The organism is Micromonospora sp. NPDC023737 (assembly GCF_040639715.1).
Classification (GTDB): Bacteria; Actinomycetota; Actinomycetes; order Mycobacteriales; family Micromonosporaceae; genus Micromonospora.
In genome coordinates this window covers 443,696-461,797 of the sequence record NZ_JBFAAL010000005.1, presented here as the reverse complement: position 1 = coordinate 461,797, position 18,102 = coordinate 443,696, and the positions used below count along the sequence as shown (strand labels likewise).

Here is an 18,102-nt window from a genome sequence, read left to right as displayed (position 1 = left end):
TCAACCACACCCTCACCCGCGCCGCCCTACGCGCCACCGAAGCCGGCGACTACGACGTCATCCACGCCCACGACTGGCTCGTCGCCCACACCGCGGTCACCCTCGCCGAGCACCTGGACCTGCCCCTGGTCACGACGATCCACGCCACCGAGGCCGGCCGGCACCAGGGCTGGCTGCCCGAGGAGATGAACCGCACCATCCACGGCGTCGAACACTGGCTCAGCAACTCCTCCACGCGGGTGATCGCCTGCTCGGGCTACATGCGGGACCAGGTCACCACCCTCTTCGAGGTGTCGACCGGCCAGATCGACGTGGTGCCCAACGGGGTCGACGACCGCGCCTGGCGGGCCCGGCCGCGCGCGGTCGCCTCGGCCCGGGCCCGGTTCGCCGCGGACGGCCCACTGGTCGGCTACGCGGGCCGGCTGGTCTACGAGAAGGGGGTGCAGCACCTGGTGCACGCCGTGCCGTACCTGCGGGCACGGTATCCCGGGCTGCGGGTGGTGATCGCCGGCGACGGGCCGTACCGGAACGAACTGGAGGAGGAGGCCCGGCAGCTCGCGCTCGGGTCGACCGTCCGGTTCACCGGTTTCCTGGACACCACCCAGCTACCCGCGATGCTGGGCGCGACCGACGCGACGGTCGTGCCCAGCCTCTACGAGCCGTTCGGCATGGTCGCGCTGGAGGCGGCGGCCGCCGGGGCGCCGCTCGCGGTCGCGGCCACCGGCGGGCTCGCCGAGATCGTCGAACCGGACGTCACCGGGGTGATCTTCCCGCACAGCGACCCGGACGCCCTCGCCGGCGCGGTCGACCGGCTCCTTGGCGACGAGGTCTTCGCCCGGCGGGTCGCACGGCAGGCCCGGAGCATGGTCGGCCGTCGCTACAGCTGGGCCGCCATCGCCGCACGCACCGCGAGCAGCTACACCGTCGCCCGCCGCGAGCACGAGCCGGCCCAGGCCCCTCGCTCCGCCACCCGGGTCGGCGGTCCACGGCCGCGCATCACCATCCCCGAGGGAAACCTGCTCACCGCAGGCGGCACGGCCTGCTGACGGCAGCGTCCGCCACGCTGACCGTTCTGGTGGCCCCAGGAAAACCGGCGTCGGTGGCTATGGTGTAACCGGGGGTGACCAAGGGGGACGCGAGCGTGCGCCAGCTGCTGATCGCGGGCCGGTACCGGCTGGTCGACCTGGTCGGCACCGGCGGGATGGGCCGGGTCTGGCGGGCCCGCGACGAGATGCTGCACCGCGACGTGGCGGTCAAGGAGATCGTGCCGCCGGCCTGGCTGGCCGAGGCCGAGCGTGAGGACCTGCGCCGACGTACGCTGCGCGAGGCGCGGACCGCCGCCCGGCTCAATCACCCCAACGTGGTCCGGATCTACGACGTCGTACATGACCGGGAGAGCCCCTGGATCGTGATGGAGTACGTCAGCTCGCGTTCGGTGGAGCAGATCATCGCCGGCGACGGTCCACTCAGTCCGGCGAGAACGGCCCGGATCGGGCTCGCCGTGCTGGCCGCGCTGCGCGCCGCGCACTCCGCGGGAGTGCTGCACCGCGATGTCAAGCCGCAGAACGTGCTGGTCGCCGCGGACGGTCGCGTGGTGCTGACCGACTTCGGCCTGGCCACGTTCACCGGCGGAGACGCGGCCATGACCGGCCCCGGCATGATTCTCGGCTCGCCGCACTTCGTGGCGCCCGAACGCGCTCGCGACGGGGTGTCGGACCCGCGCACCGACCTCTGGTCGCTCGGTGCCACGCTCTACGCGGCCGTGGAGGGCCAGCCTCCGTACGCGCGGGACAGCGCGATGGCGACACTGACCGCGCTGGCCACCGAGCCGCCGGACCCGATGCGCCGGGCCGGTCCGCTGCGCCCGGTCCTCACCGGCCTGCTCCAGCGTGACCCGTGGCGACGGCTGACCGCTGCCGAGGCTGAGCCGCTGCTGCGCGCCGCCGCGACCGCCCCGGCGCCGGCCGCCGATACGCCGCAACCGCCGGAACCCGGCGCGACGTCGGCGGAGCCGGACCCGGAGGCACCGGCCTCGGCGGACGTGCACGAGCCGCCCTCGCCTCCACCGGCCCGGCTCGAACCGCTGGTCCGGGCCGGACGTGGACGACGCGTCGCACTCGGCTCGGCGGCGGCGCTGCTGGTGCTGCTCTCGACGGTCGGTGTGGGCCTGGCCCTGACAGACCGGACGGATCGGCAGGCGGAGCCGTCGGGCGGCGGAGCCGCTGCCAGCCCCACCGCCCCGCCAGCGGCGTTCGCCTGCGCCGCCGCCCCACCGCCGGGGGCCCGCCCCGTACCGTCGGTGCCGCCGCCGTCCGGCGCCCGCTTCCGCCTCGTGCCCGGCTGGACCTGGCACACCGACCCGGCCGGGTTCCGGATCGCCGCACCCGTCGACTGGCTCCTCTGGACCGAGGACGCGGTCACCTGCTTCCGCGAGCCCGGCGGCGCGCGGGTGCTCAGCGTCGAGGCGAGCGCGGCCCGGGCCGACCCGACCCTCTGGTGGCAGGCGGAGGAGCGGCGGCTCACCAGCGGCGGATCCCTCCCGGGCTACCACCGGGTCGACATCTCCCCCATGGACATCTTCGATGGCGGGGCGGTATGGGAGTGCGCCTGGCTCAACGCGGCCGGCGAGCGGATGCACACCGCGCGGCTGCTGGCGAACACCTCGGCCGACCGCGCGTACACCGTCTCATGGTTGACAAAAGAGTTCGACTGGCAGGTCAACGCGACATACTTCGCGATGATCCGGCAGAGCTTCACCCCGAGCACATAGCTCTCCCTTGTGGACGGCCAGGGGGCTGCCGCGCCGCGCGAGCCGTTGACTAAAGTGATCTCGCTCTGGCGCTCAAGAACCCTGGGGAGGGTGAGCCGACATGATGGGTCCCTCGCACGCGCTGTCGGGCGCGACGGTGTGGCTGGCCGGCTCCTGGGCGCTGGACCAGTTCGCCGACTACCACCAGTCGCCGCTCGCGCTCGCCGTCGGCACCGCCGTCTGCGCCGGCGGCGCGCTCTTCCCGGACCTCGACCTCTCCGGCAAGGTGACCACCAACCAGGGTGGCGCCACGGTGGCCCGCACCTTCGGCGTGGTCAGTCTCTTCTTCGCCGAGGTGATGGAGAAGATCTCGCTCGGCGTCTACTACGCGACGAAACTCAGCAAGGATCCGAAGCGAAAGAACGGCCACCGGACCCTGACCCACACCGTGCCGTTCACGGTGCTGATCGGCTGGGGCACCACGGCGCTCTGCGCGGCGTACGGCAAGTGGGCCGTCATCGGGGTGCTGTTCTTCACCATCGGTCTGGCCCTGCGCGGCCTCTTCGACAAGTGGGCGGAACGGGCCGGCTGGGTGATCGTCACGCTCGTGTCGTTGGCCGCGGCCTGGTTCACCTACGCCAACCTGCCCGGTGGCCGGGGCTACCCGTTGATCGGCACGGCCCTGGGCGTGGGCTGCTTCGTGCACATCCTCGGCGACATGATCACCCGCGCCGGCGTACCCATCCTCTGGCCGATCCCGATCAAGCGTCGGATGTGGACGATGATCGGGTTGCCCAACAAGATCGCGTTGCGTACCGGCAGCAAGGGCGAGACGGTGGTGCTGAGGGTGGTGATGACCGTCGTCGCGCTGCTCGCCGCGACCGGGCTGGTGGCCCGCCCGGTGTTGCAGCGGTTCGACATCGAGATCTGACCGGCCCCGGCTTCGCACCAGCCGATCCCGTGACGTCAGATTCGCGCCCGGCCGCCGAGCCGGCTCCGCTCGGCGGAGCGCGGCCCGGCGGCCACGTGACGCCGGACGCGCCGGACCTCGTCGCCGCCGACGAGGCCGTTCCCACGTTCTGGCGTACGTTGGGCCTGCCCGGCCTCGCCGACGTACACGTGCACTTCCTGCCGCCGCGGCTGCTGCGCCGAGTCTGGGCGTACTTCGACGCGGCCGGACCGCTGGTCGGCACCGAGTGGCCGATCCGCTACAGGTGGAGCGACACCGAGCGGGTCGCGCACCTGCGCCGGCTCGGGGTGCGGGCGTTCAGCGCGCTGGCGTATGCGCACCGGCCCGGGATGGCTGCCGACCTGAACCGGTGGACCCTCGACTTCGCCCGGACCACCCCCGGCTGCCTGCCCTCGGCCACCTTCTTCCCGGAGCCGGACGCCCTCCGCTACGTCGACGAGGCGTTGGCGGCCGGCGCGCGGGTGTTCAAGGTGCACGTCCAGGTCGGGGGGTTCGCGCCGGCCGATCCGGAGCTCGACGGCGTCTGGGGGCTGCTCGCCGAGGCCGGCGTGCCGGTGGTGGTGCACGTCGGGCACGCCCCGGTGGGCACCGCGCACACCGGGCCGGAGTCGTTCGCCGCCCTGCTCGCGCGGCACCCGATGCTGACCGCCGTGGTGGCGCATCTGGGCGCACCCGACTATCGCGCCTTCCTCGACCTCGCCACCAGGTACGAACGGGTCCGGCTGGACACCACGATGGTGTTCACCTCGTTCTTCGACCGGTTCGTGCCGTTCCCGGCCGAGGAGCTGCCCCGGCTGCGTGAGCTGGGGCTCGGCGGAAAGGTGCTGCTCGGCAGCGACTTCCCGAACATCCCGTACCCGTACGCCGAGCAGCTGGCCGGGCTGGCCCGGCTCGACCTCGGCGACGACTGGCTGCGCGCCGTCTGCTGGAGCAACGCCGCAACCCTCTTCGGCCTGGACTGAGCCGCCGGCCCACCCCGGTGCGCACCTCAGCGGCTGGTGAGGATGACGAGTTGTCGGGTCGCCCGGGTCATCGCGACGTAGCGGTCGACGGCGCCCTCGATGCCCGCCCCGAACCGCTCCGGGTCGACGAGTACGACCAGGTCGAACTCGAGCCCCTTCGACAGCTCCGGGGCCAGCGACCGGATGCGGGGCGTGCCCTGGAACGTGGCGTCCCCGATGACGCAGGCGATCCCGTCGGCGTTCGCGGCGAGCCAGGTGTCCAGGACCGGGTTCAGATCGGCGGCGCACCCGTGTACGACGGGGAGGCCGCTGCCACGGATCGAGGTCGGCACGTTGGCGTCCGGGAGCACGGCCCGGATGACCGGCTCGGCTTCGGCCATGACCTCGCTCGGCGTCCGGTAGTTGACGCTCAGGGAAGCCACGTTGATCCGGTCGAGCCCGATCCGCTCGAGCCGTTCCTGCCACGTTTCGGTGAACCCGTGCCGGGCCTGGGCACGGTCCCCCACGATGGTGAAGCTCCGGGACGGACAGCGCAGCAGCAGCATCTGCCACTCGGCGTCGGTCAGCTCCTGCGCCTCGTCCACGACGATGTGCGCGAACGGGCCGGCGAGCCGGTCCGGCTCGACGCTGGGCAGCACAGCCTCGTCGACCAGGGCATCCTGGAGGTCCAGTTGGCGCAGGCTCGCCAGCACACCTTCACCGTCGTCATAGGCATGGGCCTCGATCAGCTCGTCGACGACCGTGGCCATGCGCTCGCGTTCGACGGCGACGGAGGCGTCGTTCCGGCGCTTGCGCTCCGACGCCTGAGGATCGCCGAGGCGTTGCCGGGCCGCGTCGAGGAACGGCAGGTCGGAGGTGGTCCAGGCCCGGGGGTCGTCGCGCTGTAGCCTCCGGATCTGCTCCGGGGTGAGCCAGGGCGCGCACCTGCGCAGGTATGCGGGGACCGACCACAGGTCCCCGACGAGGTCGGCCGGGTCGAGCAACGGCCAGGCCCGGTTGAAGGTCGTCCGCAGCTCCCTGTTTCTCGACAGCGAGCCGCGGACCAGGTCCTCCGGCTCGTCGCCGTCGTACCTGTCCATCAGGATGGTGAGCAGCTCCGACCAGATCTCGTCGCGTGCCTCGTTGTGCGGGGCGCCGGGCCCCGGCGCCTCGAACGCCTCCGCCCAGTCGTCGGCGCTCAACCAGATGTCGGCCTCGTCCGTCGTGACCGTCATCCCCTCGGCCGGCGGTTCCTCGTAGAACCGGACGGCCGCCTCGATCGCGTTGACCAGTTCCGCGGACGACTTCAGGAGCGCCACCTCCGGGTCGGTCTCCACAGCGGCCGTGGTGCCCTCGGGGACGAGATCCCGCAGGGTGCAGATCTGCACGTCCTCCTCACCGAGGCTGGGCAGCACGTCGGCGACGTAGGCCAGGTAGGGCTGGTGCGGTCCGACGAACAGCACACCGCCCCGCCGGCGACCGAGGCGAGGATCGGCGTAGCGGAGGTACGCGGTGCGGTGCAGGGCGACGACTGTCTTCCCGGTACCCGGACCGCCGTCGACGACGAGCGCGCCGCTCGACCCCGCGCGGATGATGGCGTCCTGGTCGGCCTGGATCGTGCCGAGCACGTCCCGCATCCGGTCCGACCGGCTGCTGCCCAGGCTGGCGATGAAGGCGGACTGGTCGTCGAGCGCGGCGGCGTGCCCCTCGAAGCCGTCCGGGGTGAACACCTCGTCCCAGTAGTCGGTGATCCGGCCGTGGGTCCAGCGATACCTGCGGCGGCTCGCCAGTCCCATCGGGTTGGCGTGGGTCGCTCCGAAGAACGGCTCGGCTGCCGGAGAGCGCCAGTCGAGCAGCAGCCGCCGACCCGAGCTGTCCGTGAGGCCACGTCGTCCGATGTACACGGGCTCCGGGTCGTCTGCGCTGACCATGTGTCCGAGGCACAGGTCCAACCCGAAACGGCGTAGCGCGCGCAGGCGAGCGGCGAGTCGGCGGACCTCCTGGTCCCGGTCCAACGCCTGCCGCCCCTTGCCGCCGGGCGCCTTGCGCGCGGCATCGAGGCGCTCGGACAGATCGGTGAACAGTTGCTCGAGGGTTTCCTCCAGGGCCGCGAAATACCGCTCGTCGCTCGCGATCAGCATCGGGTCTGCCTTGGCCGAGAGGCGCTCGGGAAGGTCGAACACGCTGCCATTCCGTGAATTCAATTCATCAGTTCCGATCTGAGTCGCTGGCCGCCACCACGCGCCGCAGCGCGTCACCGGTTTTATTTCCGCAGGTCCCGGCATCGGTCAGCGATTCTGCGGCACCACCCGGGTCTTGCCGCAAGCCCCCCGGTGCGCTATATGTTGAAAGTGGCGGGGAGCAGAGCTCCCCCTTTTTCTTCGTCACCTCCCGGGGCGAGACCTCCTCGCACAATCAGCGACCCGACGCGTACGACGCCTCGGGAGGACCCGCCACCGCCATTTTCGAGGCGGGCGTGGCGACCGGCTCGACATCCTTGAAGTGAGGCCGCCCCGGAGGGTCGGGCTCGGCATCGTGATCGGCGACCTGCTGCGATGCGCCCCGGCTTCAGGGCGTGATCTCATCCGCCCCACACCGCCGCAGGCGGCAGGCCGCCTGCTACCTTAGGGCTCCTAAGTTATTTCTTAGTGAGGGAAAGGACCGCATGCCACGGCAGGGTTTGACGAGTGCGCGGGTCACTGCCGCGGCAGCGGAGCTGGCGGACACGGTCGGGTTGTCGCGGTTGACCGTCGCGGCGGTCGCGCGGCAGTTCGGGGTTTCGGATGCCGCGCTGTACGTGCACGTGCGCAATCGTGACGCGCTGATCGAGCAGGTCGCCGTGCGGGCAGCCGCCACGTTCGCCGACCGGCTCGCGCTGGCCGTGGCGGGTCGCTCGGGTCGGCAGGCCCTGGTCGGCTTCGGCGAGGCCTGGCGCACCTTCGCGACATCCCACCCCGGGCAGTACGCCGCCACTCAACTGCAGTTGCCGCCCGAGGTCGGTACGAATTCGCCAGGCCATCTCCGCCTCATCGAACTGAGCTACGCGATGCTGCGCGGGTACGGGCTCGACGAGCCGGAGCTGACCGACGCGATCCGTTTCGTCCGCAGCACCTTTCACGGTTTCGCGTGCCTGGAAACCGTCGAGGGGTTCGGCCATCCCCGCGATATCGACGTGTCGTGGAGCAGCATCCTCGACGCGATGCACACCACCCTGAGCAATTGGCCGACCAGAACCGAGGAGCGGCAGTGACGACCTTCGAAAGTCATGATCAGCACGTCCGGTCAGCGGACGGCACACCCCTGGTGGTCCGGGTCACCGGCACCGGCGACCCCGTCGTCCTGGTGCACGGGTCGGGCGGCGGGCTGCACTCCTGGGCCACCGTCGCCGACCGACTCGCCGAGGACCACGAGGTGTGGATGCCGGCCAGACGCGGCTACGGACCGAGTGCGGTTCCAGCCGGGAGCAAGTCCTTCGCGGACGAGGTTGCCGACCTGGCGGCCGTGATCCAGGCGGCGGGCGCACCCTCGGGTAAGCGGGTGCACCTCGTCGGAGCCTCCTACGGGGCGACCCTGTCGCTGCACACCGCGTTGTCGATTCCGCGCGAGCTGCGCTCCCTCGCTCTCTTCGAGCCGCCGCTCTTCGCCGCCGGCCCGGAGACCGCGCCCCTGCGCGACCGGTACCGCGCTGCCTTCGAACGCGACGACCATCGCGCGATGGCCGCGACGCTGAACGAGGTGACCCGGGTCCCGGCCGAGGTTGTCGCGGCGCTCGCCGCCGTAGCCGGTGACCGGACCCCCGACCCGGTCGAGGCACGGCGGTCGGCGGTCGGCTGGCTGCACGATCTCGAAGCGCTGGCCGAGGACGGCACGGAGGTCGGGCGCTGGTCCGCGATAGCCGTACCCACCCTTCTCATGCAGGGCGCCGACACCTGGGAGCCGATGCCCACCACGATGAACGCCCTCGCGGAGGCGATGCCGCGGGCCCGCCGAGTCATCTGGCCGGGGCAGTCACACTTCGTGACCATGACGGCGCCCGACCTGGTCGCGGCCGCCCTGCGCGACTTCTTCGCCGACCTTCCGGCATAGCCCAAGGTCGCCGCGACACCCCTGAAGTCGGGCAATCCAGATGCCCGGGACGGCCCGGCAGGAAGGAAGACGAGTCGATCAGGACAGGGGCCCCGTCGCCGCCGGCGCACCCGGCAGGGCGGCGGGGCCCCTTCCGCTCTCCGCGACCGGCGTTCGCGCATCCGGGCAGGCCACAGCTGGAAAACAACTATTGACGGCGCCGTGAACGTGTCCTACGGTTCCGTCGAAACGGTTAGTCGAAACGCTTCGACAGCCGGGTGGGAGCGTGACCAAAGGAGGTGCGCGATGGCAACGATGCATGACGTCGCGCGCCTCGCCCGGGTCTCGGTCAGCACCGTGTCGTACGTGTTGACCGGCACGCGCCCCATCTCCCAGGCCACCCGCGCCAAGGTGCTCGCGGCCATGGCCGAACTCGGCTACCAGCCCAACGCCATGGCGCGCGGGCTGGCCAGCCGGCGCAGCCGGATCGTCAGCCTGCTGATGCCGATGGACGAGCGCGGGCTGGGCGCCACCGAGACGGCCTTCGTGACCGGCGCGGCGGCCGCAGCGAGCGCCGCCGGCTACCACCTGGTCCTCTCCCCCGTCGGCGACCTCGACGACCTCCGCCGGCTGGCGAGCCAGCGAATGCTCGACGGCGCCGTGCTGATGGAGGTACAGGTCGAGGACGAACGCGTCACCACGCTCCAGGAGGCCGCAGTGCCGCTGGTGCTGATCGGCCGCACCGGCGACACCACCGGCCTGTCGTACGTGGACATCGACTTCGACCAGACCGTCCGGGAGGCCGTCGACCACCTGGTCGGCCTCGGGCACCGGCGCATCGTCTACGTGAACCACTCGGCGGCCGCCATCGCTACCGGCTACGGGCCGGCCGTACGTACCCGGGACGCCTTCGTGACGGCGATGACCGGCCACGGCCTGGAGCCCCTGATGATCCCGGCACAGGACAGCGCGGCCGGCGGGCGGGCGGCCCTGGCCGCGGCGCTCGCGGAGGCGCCCGACCTGAGCGCCGTGCTGGTCATGAACGAGAACGCGATCTTCGGGATCCTCGGCGAACTGACCAACCGGGGCCTCGCGGTCCCGCACGACGTCTCCGTGGTCTCGATGGTGACCTCACCTCAGGTCGCCGAGCTGGCCACCCCCGCGCTGACCGCGATGACCTCCCCGGGCTCGGCGCTCGGACGGATCGCGGTCGAGGCGCTGCTGCGCCATGTCGAGAACGCGGGGGACGCCCAGCACCAGCAGCTGCTGCCGTGCACGTTGGAGGTGCGGGGATCGACCTCCCCGGCCGCACGGGAGGTCGCCGTCATCGGCGGCGACCACAGCGACCCGACCGGCTCCGGCCCGCCGGGGACGTGACACACGTCGGCCCGCCGTCGCGCTGCCACGCGACGACGGGCCAGGTAAGTACCGGCACGATACTCACCAGGAGGATAGCAATGAGGCGATTCCGTAGGGTGATCGCTGCGGTCGCACTGGCCGCCACGGCGGCGACCACGGTGGCCGCGTGCGGCAGCGACGAGGGCGGCGACGGCAGCGATGCCAAGACCCTCAAGCTCTGGCACTACGAGAGCGAGAACAGCGCGATGGGGATCGCCTGGGACCGCGCGATCCAGATCTTCAAGGACGAGCACCCGGGCGTCGAGGTCCAGTTCGAACGCAAGGCGTTCGAGCAGATCCAGCAGAACGCCGGCATGATCATCAACTCGTCCGAGGGCCCGGACCTGATGGAGTACAACAAGGGCAACGCGACCGCGGGCCTGCTCTCCTCCCAGGGACTGCTCACCGACCTGAGCGGTGAGGCGACCAAGCGCGGCTGGGACAAGGAGCTCAGCCCCAGCCTGCAGACCACCGCCCGCTACAGCGACAAGGGCGTGATGGGCTCGGGCAACTGGTACGGCGTGCCGAACTACGGCGAGTACGTCATGGTCTATTACAACAAGGACCTCTTCGACAAGTACGGCGTCAAGGTGCCGACCACGCTCGACGAGATGACCAAGGTGATGGACACCTTCGTCAGCAAGGGTGTCACTCCGCTGGCCGAGGCCGGCGCCGAGTACCCGGCCGGTCAGCTCTTCTACCAGCTGGCGCTCTCCAAGGCCGACCGGAAGTTCGTCGACGACTACCAGCTCTACAAGAACCCGGTGGACTTCAAGGCGGACCCGCTGAAGTACGGCGCGGAGGCCTTCGCCGACTGGGTGAACAAGGGCTACGTCGCCAAGGACTCGGCGAGCCTGAAGGCCGAGGACATGGGCACCACCTTCATCTCCGGCAAGGCGCCGATGATCGTCTCCGGCAGCTGGTGGTACGGCCGCTTCAAGGACGAGATCAAGTTCAACTGGGACTCCTTCCTGTTCCCCGGCAACAAGTTCCACGCGGGCTCGTCGGGCAACCTCTGGGTGGTCCCGACCAACAGCAAGGCCAAGGGCCTCGCGTACGACTTCATCGACATCACCCTGCGCCCGGAGATCCAGGCGCTGATCGGCAACAACGGTGGCGTGCCGGTCGCCGCGGACCCGTCGAAGATCACCGACCCGAAGAACAAGAAGCTGATCGAGAACTTCAACGTGATCAGCCAGCAGGACGGTCTGGCCTTCTACCCGGACTGGCCGGTGCCCGGCTACTACGACGTGCTGGTCTCCGGATTCCAGGGTCTGATCAACGGCTCCAAGAAGCCCGACCAGGTACTCGACGCGATCGCCAAGCCGTACGACGACGGCGTCAAGGAGATCACCGGCAAGTGACACGGCGAGGGGTGGGCGCGTCCGGCGAGACCGGCACGCCCACCCCGCCGGGAAGGATCTCCCATGGCACTCTCCGAGACCGTGGCCGGCCCGGAACGGCCCGCCACCTCCACCGAACCCGCGGCGGCCCGCCGCAGGCGCGGCAGCGGCCGCGCCGGATACTGGCTCTACCTGCTGCCCGGCGCGGTGCTCTTCATCCTGGTGATCGGCGCGCCGCTGGTGGGCACCCTCTACCTCTCGCTGACCAAGTGGTCCGGCGTCGGCGATCCCACCTTCATCGGCCTGGAGAACTACCGCCACCTGCTGCATGACCAGGTGTTCTGGACGTCCTTCAAGAACACCCTTGCGATGATCATCGCGATGGTGGTGGTGCCGACCCTGCTCGGGCTGGTGCTCGCCGCCGCGCTCTTCGACGTCATCGGGCGGAAGTTCAAGCCACGGACCGCCGCAGCGCTGCGTGCCGCCTTCTACCTGCCGCAGGTGCTGCCGGTCGTGGTGGCCGGCATCGTCTGGGGCTGGATCCTGCGCCCGGACGGCGCGTTCAACAGCCTGCTCGACGCGATCGGCCTCGGCGCGCTGCGGCACGACTGGCTGGGCGACCCGAACACCGCCATGCCCAGCGTGATGGCGGTGATGATCTGGGTGCAGATCGGCTACCCGGTGGTCGTCTTCATGGCCGCGCTGCAACGGGTCGACCCCGAGCTGTACGAGGCCGCCGAGGTCGACGGCGCCAACTGGTTCCGCCGGTTCCGGGCCATCACGCTGGCGCAGATCCGGCCCGAGACCTTCGTGGTGGCGCTGACCTGCACCATCGCGGCGCTGAAGGTGTTCGGCCCGGTGTTCGCGCTGACCCGGGGCGGGCCGGAGAACACGACCAACGTGCCGTCGTACTTCGCCTACTACACGTTCTTCAAGAAGCTTCAGGTCGGCTACGGCTCCGCGATCTCCACTGTGCTCACCCTGATCATCATCCTGGTGGCCGTGGTGTTCATCTGGTTGCAGTACCGCGCCGAGCGCCAGGACCGGGGGGTCTGACATGACCGTCACGCTCACACCGGCCGAGAACGCGGTGACCCCGCGACGGCCGCAGCCGGCCCGCGACCGGCACCACCGCGGCGCGAGCCGCTGGATCGTCCTGGTCCTGGTCACCCTCGGCGCGCTCGCCATGCTGGTGCCGTTCGTGTTCATGCTGCTCAACGCGTTCAAGTCGCCCGGCGACTACTCGTCGGGCGGACCACTGAGCTGGCCCTCGGAGTTCTACACCAAGGGCCTGCGGAACTACTGGACCCAGGTCAACTTCCCGCTCAAGCTGTGGAACTCGGCGCTCATCGCCGGTTCCGTCGCGGTGCTCGGCGTCGTCGTGTCGCTGCTCAACGCGTACGCCCTGGGCATCGGCCGGGTCCGCGGCCGGCTCTGGATCGTGGGGCTCTTCCTGCTGGCCAACATGCTGCCGCAGGAGGCGCTGATCTACCCGCTCTACTACGTGGCGAAGCAGATCGGCCTCTACAACACCCAGCTCTCGGTGATCATCATCTTCACCGTCATCCAGAGCGCGTTCGGTACCTACCTGCTCGCCTCCGTGCTCGGCACCTTCCCCCGCTCGCTGCTCGAGGCGGCGGCCCTGGACGGTGCGGGCAAGTGGAAGATCCTCTGGCGGGTGGTCTTCCCCAACCTCCGGCCGACCCTCGCGGTGCTGCTCATCTTCTTCTTCATCTGGACCTGGAACGAGTTCCTGATCCCGCTGGTCATGCTCATCGACAACTCCACGCAGACCATCCCGGTCGCGCTGGCGTCGTTGCAGGGCGACCGGCTGATGGACGCCCCGACCACCAACGCGGGCGCGCTGATCAGCCTGGTGCCGGCCATCCTCTTCTTCCTCATCTTCCAGCGCACCCTCTCGCGCGGCATCACGGCAGGAGCCGAGAAGTGAAGTTCACCGACGGTTACTGGCAACTGCGACCCGGTGTCACCGTGCTGCGCCCCGGCGCGGTGGAGTCGGTCGAGCCGGACGAGCGCGCTCTCACCGTCTTCGCCCCCACCGGCCGGATCACCAGTCGCGGCGACACCCTCAACCGTCCGGTCGTCACCGTACGGTTCTTCTCGCCCGCCGACGGGGTCATCGGCGTCACCATCGCCCACCACCTCGGCGAGGCACCGAAGCTGCCCCGGTTCGAGGTGGCCGCCGGCGACGACCACCCGGTCGAGGTCGACGTCGCCGGGCACGTCGCGACGGTGACGAGCGGCGACCTGAGCGCCCGGATCGCGCTGGCCGACGGCTGGCAGGTCGACTTCCTGCACGGCGATCGGCTGCTGACCTCGTCCACGGCGCGCAGCATCGGCGTCGTCACCGACGCCGACGGCCGCGAGTACGTGCACGAGCGGCTCGGGCTCGACGTGGGCGAGACCGTGTACGGGCTGGGCGAACGGTTCGGCGCGTTCGTCAAGAACGGCCAGGTCGTCGACATCTGGAACGCCGACGGCGGCACCGCCAGCGAGCAGGCGTACAAGAACGTGCCGTTCTACCTCAGCAACCGCGGCTACGGAGTCTTCGTCGACCACCCGGAGCACGTGGCGTTCGAGATCGGTTCGGAGGTGGTGTCGCAGACGCAGTTCAGCGTCGAGGGTCAGACGCTCACCTACTACCTGATCGACGGTCCGACGCCGAAGGACGTGCTGCGGCGCTACACGGCGTTGACCGGCCGACCGGCCCGGGTGCCGGCCTGGTCGTACGGGTTGTGGCTGTCGACGTCGTTCACCACCTCGTACGACGAGAAGACCGTCACCGAGTTCATCGACGGGATGGCCGAACGGGACCTGCCGCTGTCGGTGTTCCACTTCGACTGCTTCTGGATGCGGCAGTTCCACTGGGTCGACTTCGTCTGGGACCCGGCGACCTTCCCCGACCCGGAGGGCATGCTGCGCCGGCTGCACGAGCGTGGCCTGAAGGTGTGCGTCTGGATCAACCCGTACATCGCGCAGCGCTCGTACCTGTTCGAGGAGGGTCGCCGCCACGGCTACCTGGTCCGCCGGGCGGACGGGTCGGTCTGGCAGTGGGACAAGTGGCAGGCCGGCATGGCGCTGGTGGACTTCACCAACCCGGACGCGGTCGCCTGGTTCACCGGCAAGCTCAAGGCGCTGCTCGACATGGGCGTCGACTGCTTCAAGACCGACTTCGGTGAGCGCATCCCGACCGACGTGGTCTGGCACGACGGCTCCGACCCGCAGCGCATGCACAACTACTACACCCACCTCTACAACAAGGCGGTCTTCGAGCTGCTGGAGGCCGAGCGCGGGGAGGGCGAGGCGGTGCTCTTCGCCCGGTCCGCGACCGCTGGTGGGCAGCAGTTCCCGGTGCACTGGGGCGGCGACTGCGAGTCGACGTTCGTGTCGATGGCCGAGTCCCTGCGCGGCGGGCTGTCGCTGGCCGCGTCCGGGTTCGGCTACTGGAGCCACGACATCGGCGGCTTCGAGGGCACCCCGGACCCGGCGGTGTTCAAACGGTGGATCGCGTTCGGACTGCTCTCCTCGCACTCCCGGCTGCACGGCTCCGGCTCGTACCGGGTGCCGTGGGCGTTCGACGACGAGGCCGTCGACGTGCTGCGGCACTTCACCCGGCTCAAGATGAGCCTGATGCCGTACCTCGCGGCGGTCGCCGAGGAGGCACACCGCGACGGCGTGCCCATGATGCGGCCGATGGTGCTGGAGTTCCCGGACGACCCGACCGCGGCTTACCTCGACCGGCAGTACATGCTCGGTCCCGACGTCCTCGTGGCGCCGGTGATGAGCGCCGACGGGGAGGTGACGTTCTATGTGCCGGCCGGCACCTGGACCCACCTCGTGACCGGCGAGCAGCTCACCGGCCCGGCGTGGTTCACCGAGAAGCACGAGTTCGACAGCCTGCCCGTGCTGGCCCGGCCCGGCGCGGTGATCCCGTTCGGGAACCGCACCGACCGGCCGGACTACGAGTGGGCCGACGGCGTACGCCTGCGGCTCTTCGCGCCGGTGGAGGGCCAGCGGACCCGGGTACGGGTGCCGTCGCCCGGGAACGGGCCGGTCGCCGAGTTCGAGGTGCGCTACGCGGACGGCGCAGCCGCCGCCGAACTGGTGGCGGGAGAGTCGACGGGACACCACTGCGAGATCCAGGGAGTGCAGCGATGAAGGGGTACGTCTTTCCCGAGAGCTTCGTCTGGGGGTCGGCCACCGCCTCGTACCAGATCGAGGGGGCGGCCACCGAGGACGGCCGGGGCCGGTCCATCTGGGACACCTACAGCCACACCCCCGGCCGGACGTTGAACGGCGACACCGGTGATGTGGCCGCCGACCATTACCACCGCTGGCGGGAGGACCTGGGGCACATCGCCGACCTGGGCCTGAGCGCCTACCGGTTCTCCATCTCGTGGCCCCGGGTGCAGCCGGGCGGCTCCGGCAGGTTCAACCAGGCCGGCATCGACTTCTACTCCCGGCTCGTCGACGGGCTGCTCGAACGCGGGGTCCGCCCGGTGGCGACCATGTACCACTGGGACCTGCCGCAGGAGCTGGAGGACGCCGGGGGCTGGGCGTCGCGGGAGACGGCGCTGCGCTTCGAGGAGTACGCGGCCGGCATCGTCGGGGCACTGGGCGACCGGGTGCACACCTGGACCACGTTGAACGAGCCGTGGTGCTCCGCGTACCTGGGCTACGCCTCCGGCGTGCACGCGCCGGGGCGTACCGAGCCGGCGGCGGCGCTGGCCGCGGTGCACCACCTGAACCTCGCGCACGGCCTGGCCGGGCGCGTGGTGCGGGAGACCGCCCCGGCGGCGGACCTGTCCGTGACGCTGAACCTGCACGTCGTCCGCGCGGCGTCCGACTCTGCGGCCGACCGCGACGCGGTACGACGGATCGACGCTCTCGCGAACCGCGCCTTCCTCGGCCCGATGCTGGACGGCGCCTACCCGGCCGACCTGCTGAGCGACACGGCGTCCGTCACCGACTGGTCGTTCGTGCGCGACGGCGACGAGAAGGTCATCGCGGTGCCGCTGGACGTGCTCGGGGTCAACTACTACTCCAGCACGCTGGTCCGTGCCTGGGACGGGGTGTCGCCCCGTTCCGACGCGGACGGGCACGGCAAGTCGGCGGCGACGCCATGGGTGGCCGCCGACGACGTGGACTTCCTGCCGCAGCCCGGCCCGCACACGGCGATGGGCTGGAACATCGACCCGGAGGCGTTCACCGAACTGCTGCTTCGCCTGCACCGTGAGTACCCGAGCCAGCCGCTGATGATCACCGAGAACGGCGCGGCCTTCGACGACGTGGTGTCGGCCGACGGCACGATCCAGGACGACCGGCGTATCGACTACCTGCGCCGGCACATCGCCGCGGTGGCCGACGCCCGGGCGCAGGGCGCGGACGTGCGTGGCTACTTCGTCTGGTCGCTGCTCGACAACTTCGAGTGGGGCTACGGGTACGACCGCCGGTTCGGGATCATCCGGGTCGACTACGACACGCAGGTCCGGACCTGGAAGCAGAGCGCGCACTGGTACAAGCAGCTCGCGGCCACCGGCCGCCTGGAGCCGGCCACGTCCTGACCGTGGGCGTGGCCGGCTGACGACCACGAGGGTTCGGACGCGGGATGCCGTGCGAGTCGCACGGCATCCCGCGGGTGGACCTACCCCGCCGGCAAGCGGGACCGCTGGTCACGCGCCTTCTTCGTGCGCCACCTGAATGATCGTCTTGCCGGGCGTACGACGGCGGCGGGCGAACGCGGAGGCCGTCTCGGCGAGCGGTCGCACCTCACCCACGATGGGCTTGAGCCGGCCGGCCCGGAGGCGTTCGGCGAGGTCGGTCAGCCGGGCGCGATCGGGTTCGACGACGAAGAAGATGGCGCGCCCGTCCTTGGGCTGCACGGTGGGTGGCACGGCGATGGTGACCACCGTGCCGCCCGGGCGTACCAGTTCGGTCGATCGTTCGAGGATCTCGCCGCCGATGACGTCGAACACCACGTCCACCTCGCCGACCTGCCGCAGATCGTCGGCGGCCAGGTCGACGAAGGTGTGCGCGCCGAGGCCGAGCGCCACCTCGCGGTCGTCGGCTCGGCCGGTACCGATCACCCGGGCGCCCACCTCCCGCGCGAGCTGGACGGCGATCGAGCCGACACCGCCGGCGGCGCCGTGGATGAGGACGGTCTGGCCGGTCCTGAGCTGGGCGTGGTCGAACAGTCCCTGCCATGCGGTCAGACCGGAGATGGGCAACGCGGCGGCCACCGCGTGGTCGATGTCGGCCGCGAGGGGGGCGAGGTTGCGAGCCTCCACCGCGGTGTACTCGGCCAGGGATCCGTTGCGGGCCCAATCGGTCAGCCCGAACACCCGCTGGCCCACGGTGAGGCCGGTGGTTCCGTAGCCGAGCTCGACCACGGTTCCGGACAGCTCGTGCCCGGGAATGCTGGGTGTCCGGTCGCGGCCGGCGCGATCGGTCCACGTCGCGGGCCAGTCGAGCTCACCCGGGGTGAAGCCCGCGGCGTGCACGCGCACGATGACGTCGTTCTCCGCGGCGTGGGGGTGGGGCATGTCGGTCAGGGTTAGGCCGCCGATACCCGCGTCGCGGTCGCGTACGGTGATCGCTCGCACATCGAATCCTTTC

14 protein-coding genes are annotated in these 18,102 nt (G+C 70.8%); 12 read left to right on the top strand and 2 right to left on the bottom strand.

Annotated elements, in window-relative coordinates:
* From AB0F98_RS15400 to AB0F98_RS15385, 4 genes are all read left to right on the top strand, one after another.
* Positions 1–1,046 (top strand): glycosyltransferase family 4 protein (locus tag AB0F98_RS15400; RefSeq protein ID WP_357734677.1); only part of this gene is annotated, 1,046 nt, incomplete at its 5' end.
* A 74-nt stretch (positions 1,047–1,120) separates the two neighbouring features.
* The gene (locus tag AB0F98_RS15395; protein WP_357734674.1) at positions 1,121–2,770 is read left to right on the top strand and encodes a serine/threonine-protein kinase; all 1,650 of its coding nucleotides are present in this window, start codon (positions 1,121–1,123) and stop codon (positions 2,768–2,770) included.
* 100 nt (positions 2,771–2,870) lie between these two features.
* Positions 2,871–3,680 (top strand): metal-dependent hydrolase, encoded by an 810-nt coding sequence (locus AB0F98_RS15390; protein WP_357734669.1) that lies wholly within the window; start codon positions 2,871–2,873, stop codon positions 3,678–3,680.
* Between the two features lie 95 nt (positions 3,681–3,775).
* Complete coding sequence (locus tag AB0F98_RS15385) at positions 3,776–4,681, top strand: amidohydrolase family protein (protein ID WP_357734776.1); 906 nt, start codon at positions 3,776–3,778, stop codon at positions 4,679–4,681.
* Between the two features lie 26 nt (positions 4,682–4,707).
* On the opposite strand, the gene helR is transcribed toward AB0F98_RS15385, so the two are convergent.
* Positions 4,708–6,843 (bottom strand): RNA polymerase recycling motor ATPase HelR, encoded by a 2,136-nt coding sequence (gene helR, locus AB0F98_RS15380; RefSeq protein ID WP_357734665.1) that lies wholly within the window; start codon positions 6,841–6,843, stop codon positions 4,708–4,710.
* Positions 6,844–7,325: 482 nt separating this feature from the next.
* On the opposite strand from helR, the gene AB0F98_RS15375 reads away from it, so the two are divergent.
* The 8 genes from AB0F98_RS15375 to AB0F98_RS15340 all read left to right on the top strand — a co-directional run bounded on the left by AB0F98_RS15375 (position 7,326) and on the right by AB0F98_RS15340 (position 17,051).
* Positions 7,326–7,910, top strand: a complete 585-nt coding sequence (locus AB0F98_RS15375; protein ID WP_357734773.1) for a TetR/AcrR family transcriptional regulator — start codon at positions 7,326–7,328, stop codon at positions 7,908–7,910.
* Entirely contained in the window at positions 7,907–8,746 is an 840-nt protein-coding gene (locus AB0F98_RS15370; RefSeq protein ID WP_357734662.1) for an alpha/beta hydrolase, read from the top strand. The genes AB0F98_RS15375 and AB0F98_RS15370 overlap by 4 nt, the downstream gene beginning before the upstream one ends.
* Before the next feature lie 285 nt (positions 8,747–9,031).
* On the top strand, positions 9,032–10,102 hold the full coding sequence (locus AB0F98_RS15365; protein ID WP_357734659.1) for a LacI family DNA-binding transcriptional regulator: 1,071 nt from the start codon (positions 9,032–9,034) through the stop codon (positions 10,100–10,102).
* Between the two features lie 80 nt (positions 10,103–10,182).
* On the top strand, positions 10,183–11,487 hold the full coding sequence (locus AB0F98_RS15360) for an extracellular solute-binding protein (RefSeq protein WP_357734656.1): 1,305 nt from the start codon (positions 10,183–10,185) through the stop codon (positions 11,485–11,487).
* A 63-nt stretch (positions 11,488–11,550) separates the two neighbouring features.
* Positions 11,551–12,522 (top strand): sugar ABC transporter permease, encoded by a 972-nt coding sequence (locus AB0F98_RS15355; RefSeq protein WP_357734653.1) that lies wholly within the window; start codon positions 11,551–11,553, stop codon positions 12,520–12,522.
* 1 nt (position 12,523) lies between these two features.
* Entirely contained in the window at positions 12,524–13,417 is an 894-nt protein-coding gene (locus tag AB0F98_RS15350) for a carbohydrate ABC transporter permease (RefSeq protein ID WP_084752180.1), read from the top strand.
* Positions 13,414–15,645, top strand: coding sequence for an alpha-xylosidase (gene yicI / locus AB0F98_RS15345; RefSeq protein WP_357734650.1), 2,232 nt, complete (start codon positions 13,414–13,416; stop codon positions 15,643–15,645). The genes AB0F98_RS15350 and yicI overlap by 4 nt, the downstream gene beginning before the upstream one ends.
* Complete coding sequence (locus AB0F98_RS15340; RefSeq protein WP_357734647.1) at positions 15,642–17,051, top strand: GH1 family beta-glucosidase; 1,410 nt, start codon at positions 15,642–15,644, stop codon at positions 17,049–17,051. The genes yicI and AB0F98_RS15340 overlap by 4 nt, the downstream gene beginning before the upstream one ends.
* A 108-nt stretch (positions 17,052–17,159) precedes the next feature.
* Here the strand turns inward: AB0F98_RS15340 and AB0F98_RS15335 are convergent, their stop codons facing one another.
* Positions 17,160–18,089, bottom strand: a complete 930-nt coding sequence (locus tag AB0F98_RS15335; protein WP_357734644.1) for an NADP-dependent oxidoreductase — start codon at positions 18,087–18,089, stop codon at positions 17,160–17,162.
* Positions 18,090–18,102 lie beyond the last annotated feature (13 nt).

Coding starts and splice junctions, on each gene's coding strand:
- AB0F98_RS15390 (WP_357734669.1), top strand. CDS start 2,871: ATGATGGGTCCCTCGCACGCGCTGTCGGGCGCGACGGTGTGGCTGGCC.
- AB0F98_RS15375 (WP_357734773.1), top strand. CDS start 7,326: ATGCCACGGCAGGGTTTGACGAGTGCGCGGGTCACTGCCGCGGCAGCG.
- AB0F98_RS15365 (WP_357734659.1), top strand. CDS start 9,032: ATGGCAACGATGCATGACGTCGCGCGCCTCGCCCGGGTCTCGGTCAGC.
- AB0F98_RS15360 (WP_357734656.1), top strand. CDS start 10,183: ATGAGGCGATTCCGTAGGGTGATCGCTGCGGTCGCACTGGCCGCCACG.
- AB0F98_RS15355 (WP_357734653.1), top strand. CDS start 11,551: ATGGCACTCTCCGAGACCGTGGCCGGCCCGGAACGGCCCGCCACCTCC.
- AB0F98_RS15350 (WP_084752180.1), top strand. CDS start 12,524: ATGACCGTCACGCTCACACCGGCCGAGAACGCGGTGACCCCGCGACGG.
- AB0F98_RS15340 (WP_357734647.1), top strand. CDS start 15,642: ATGAAGGGGTACGTCTTTCCCGAGAGCTTCGTCTGGGGGTCGGCCACC.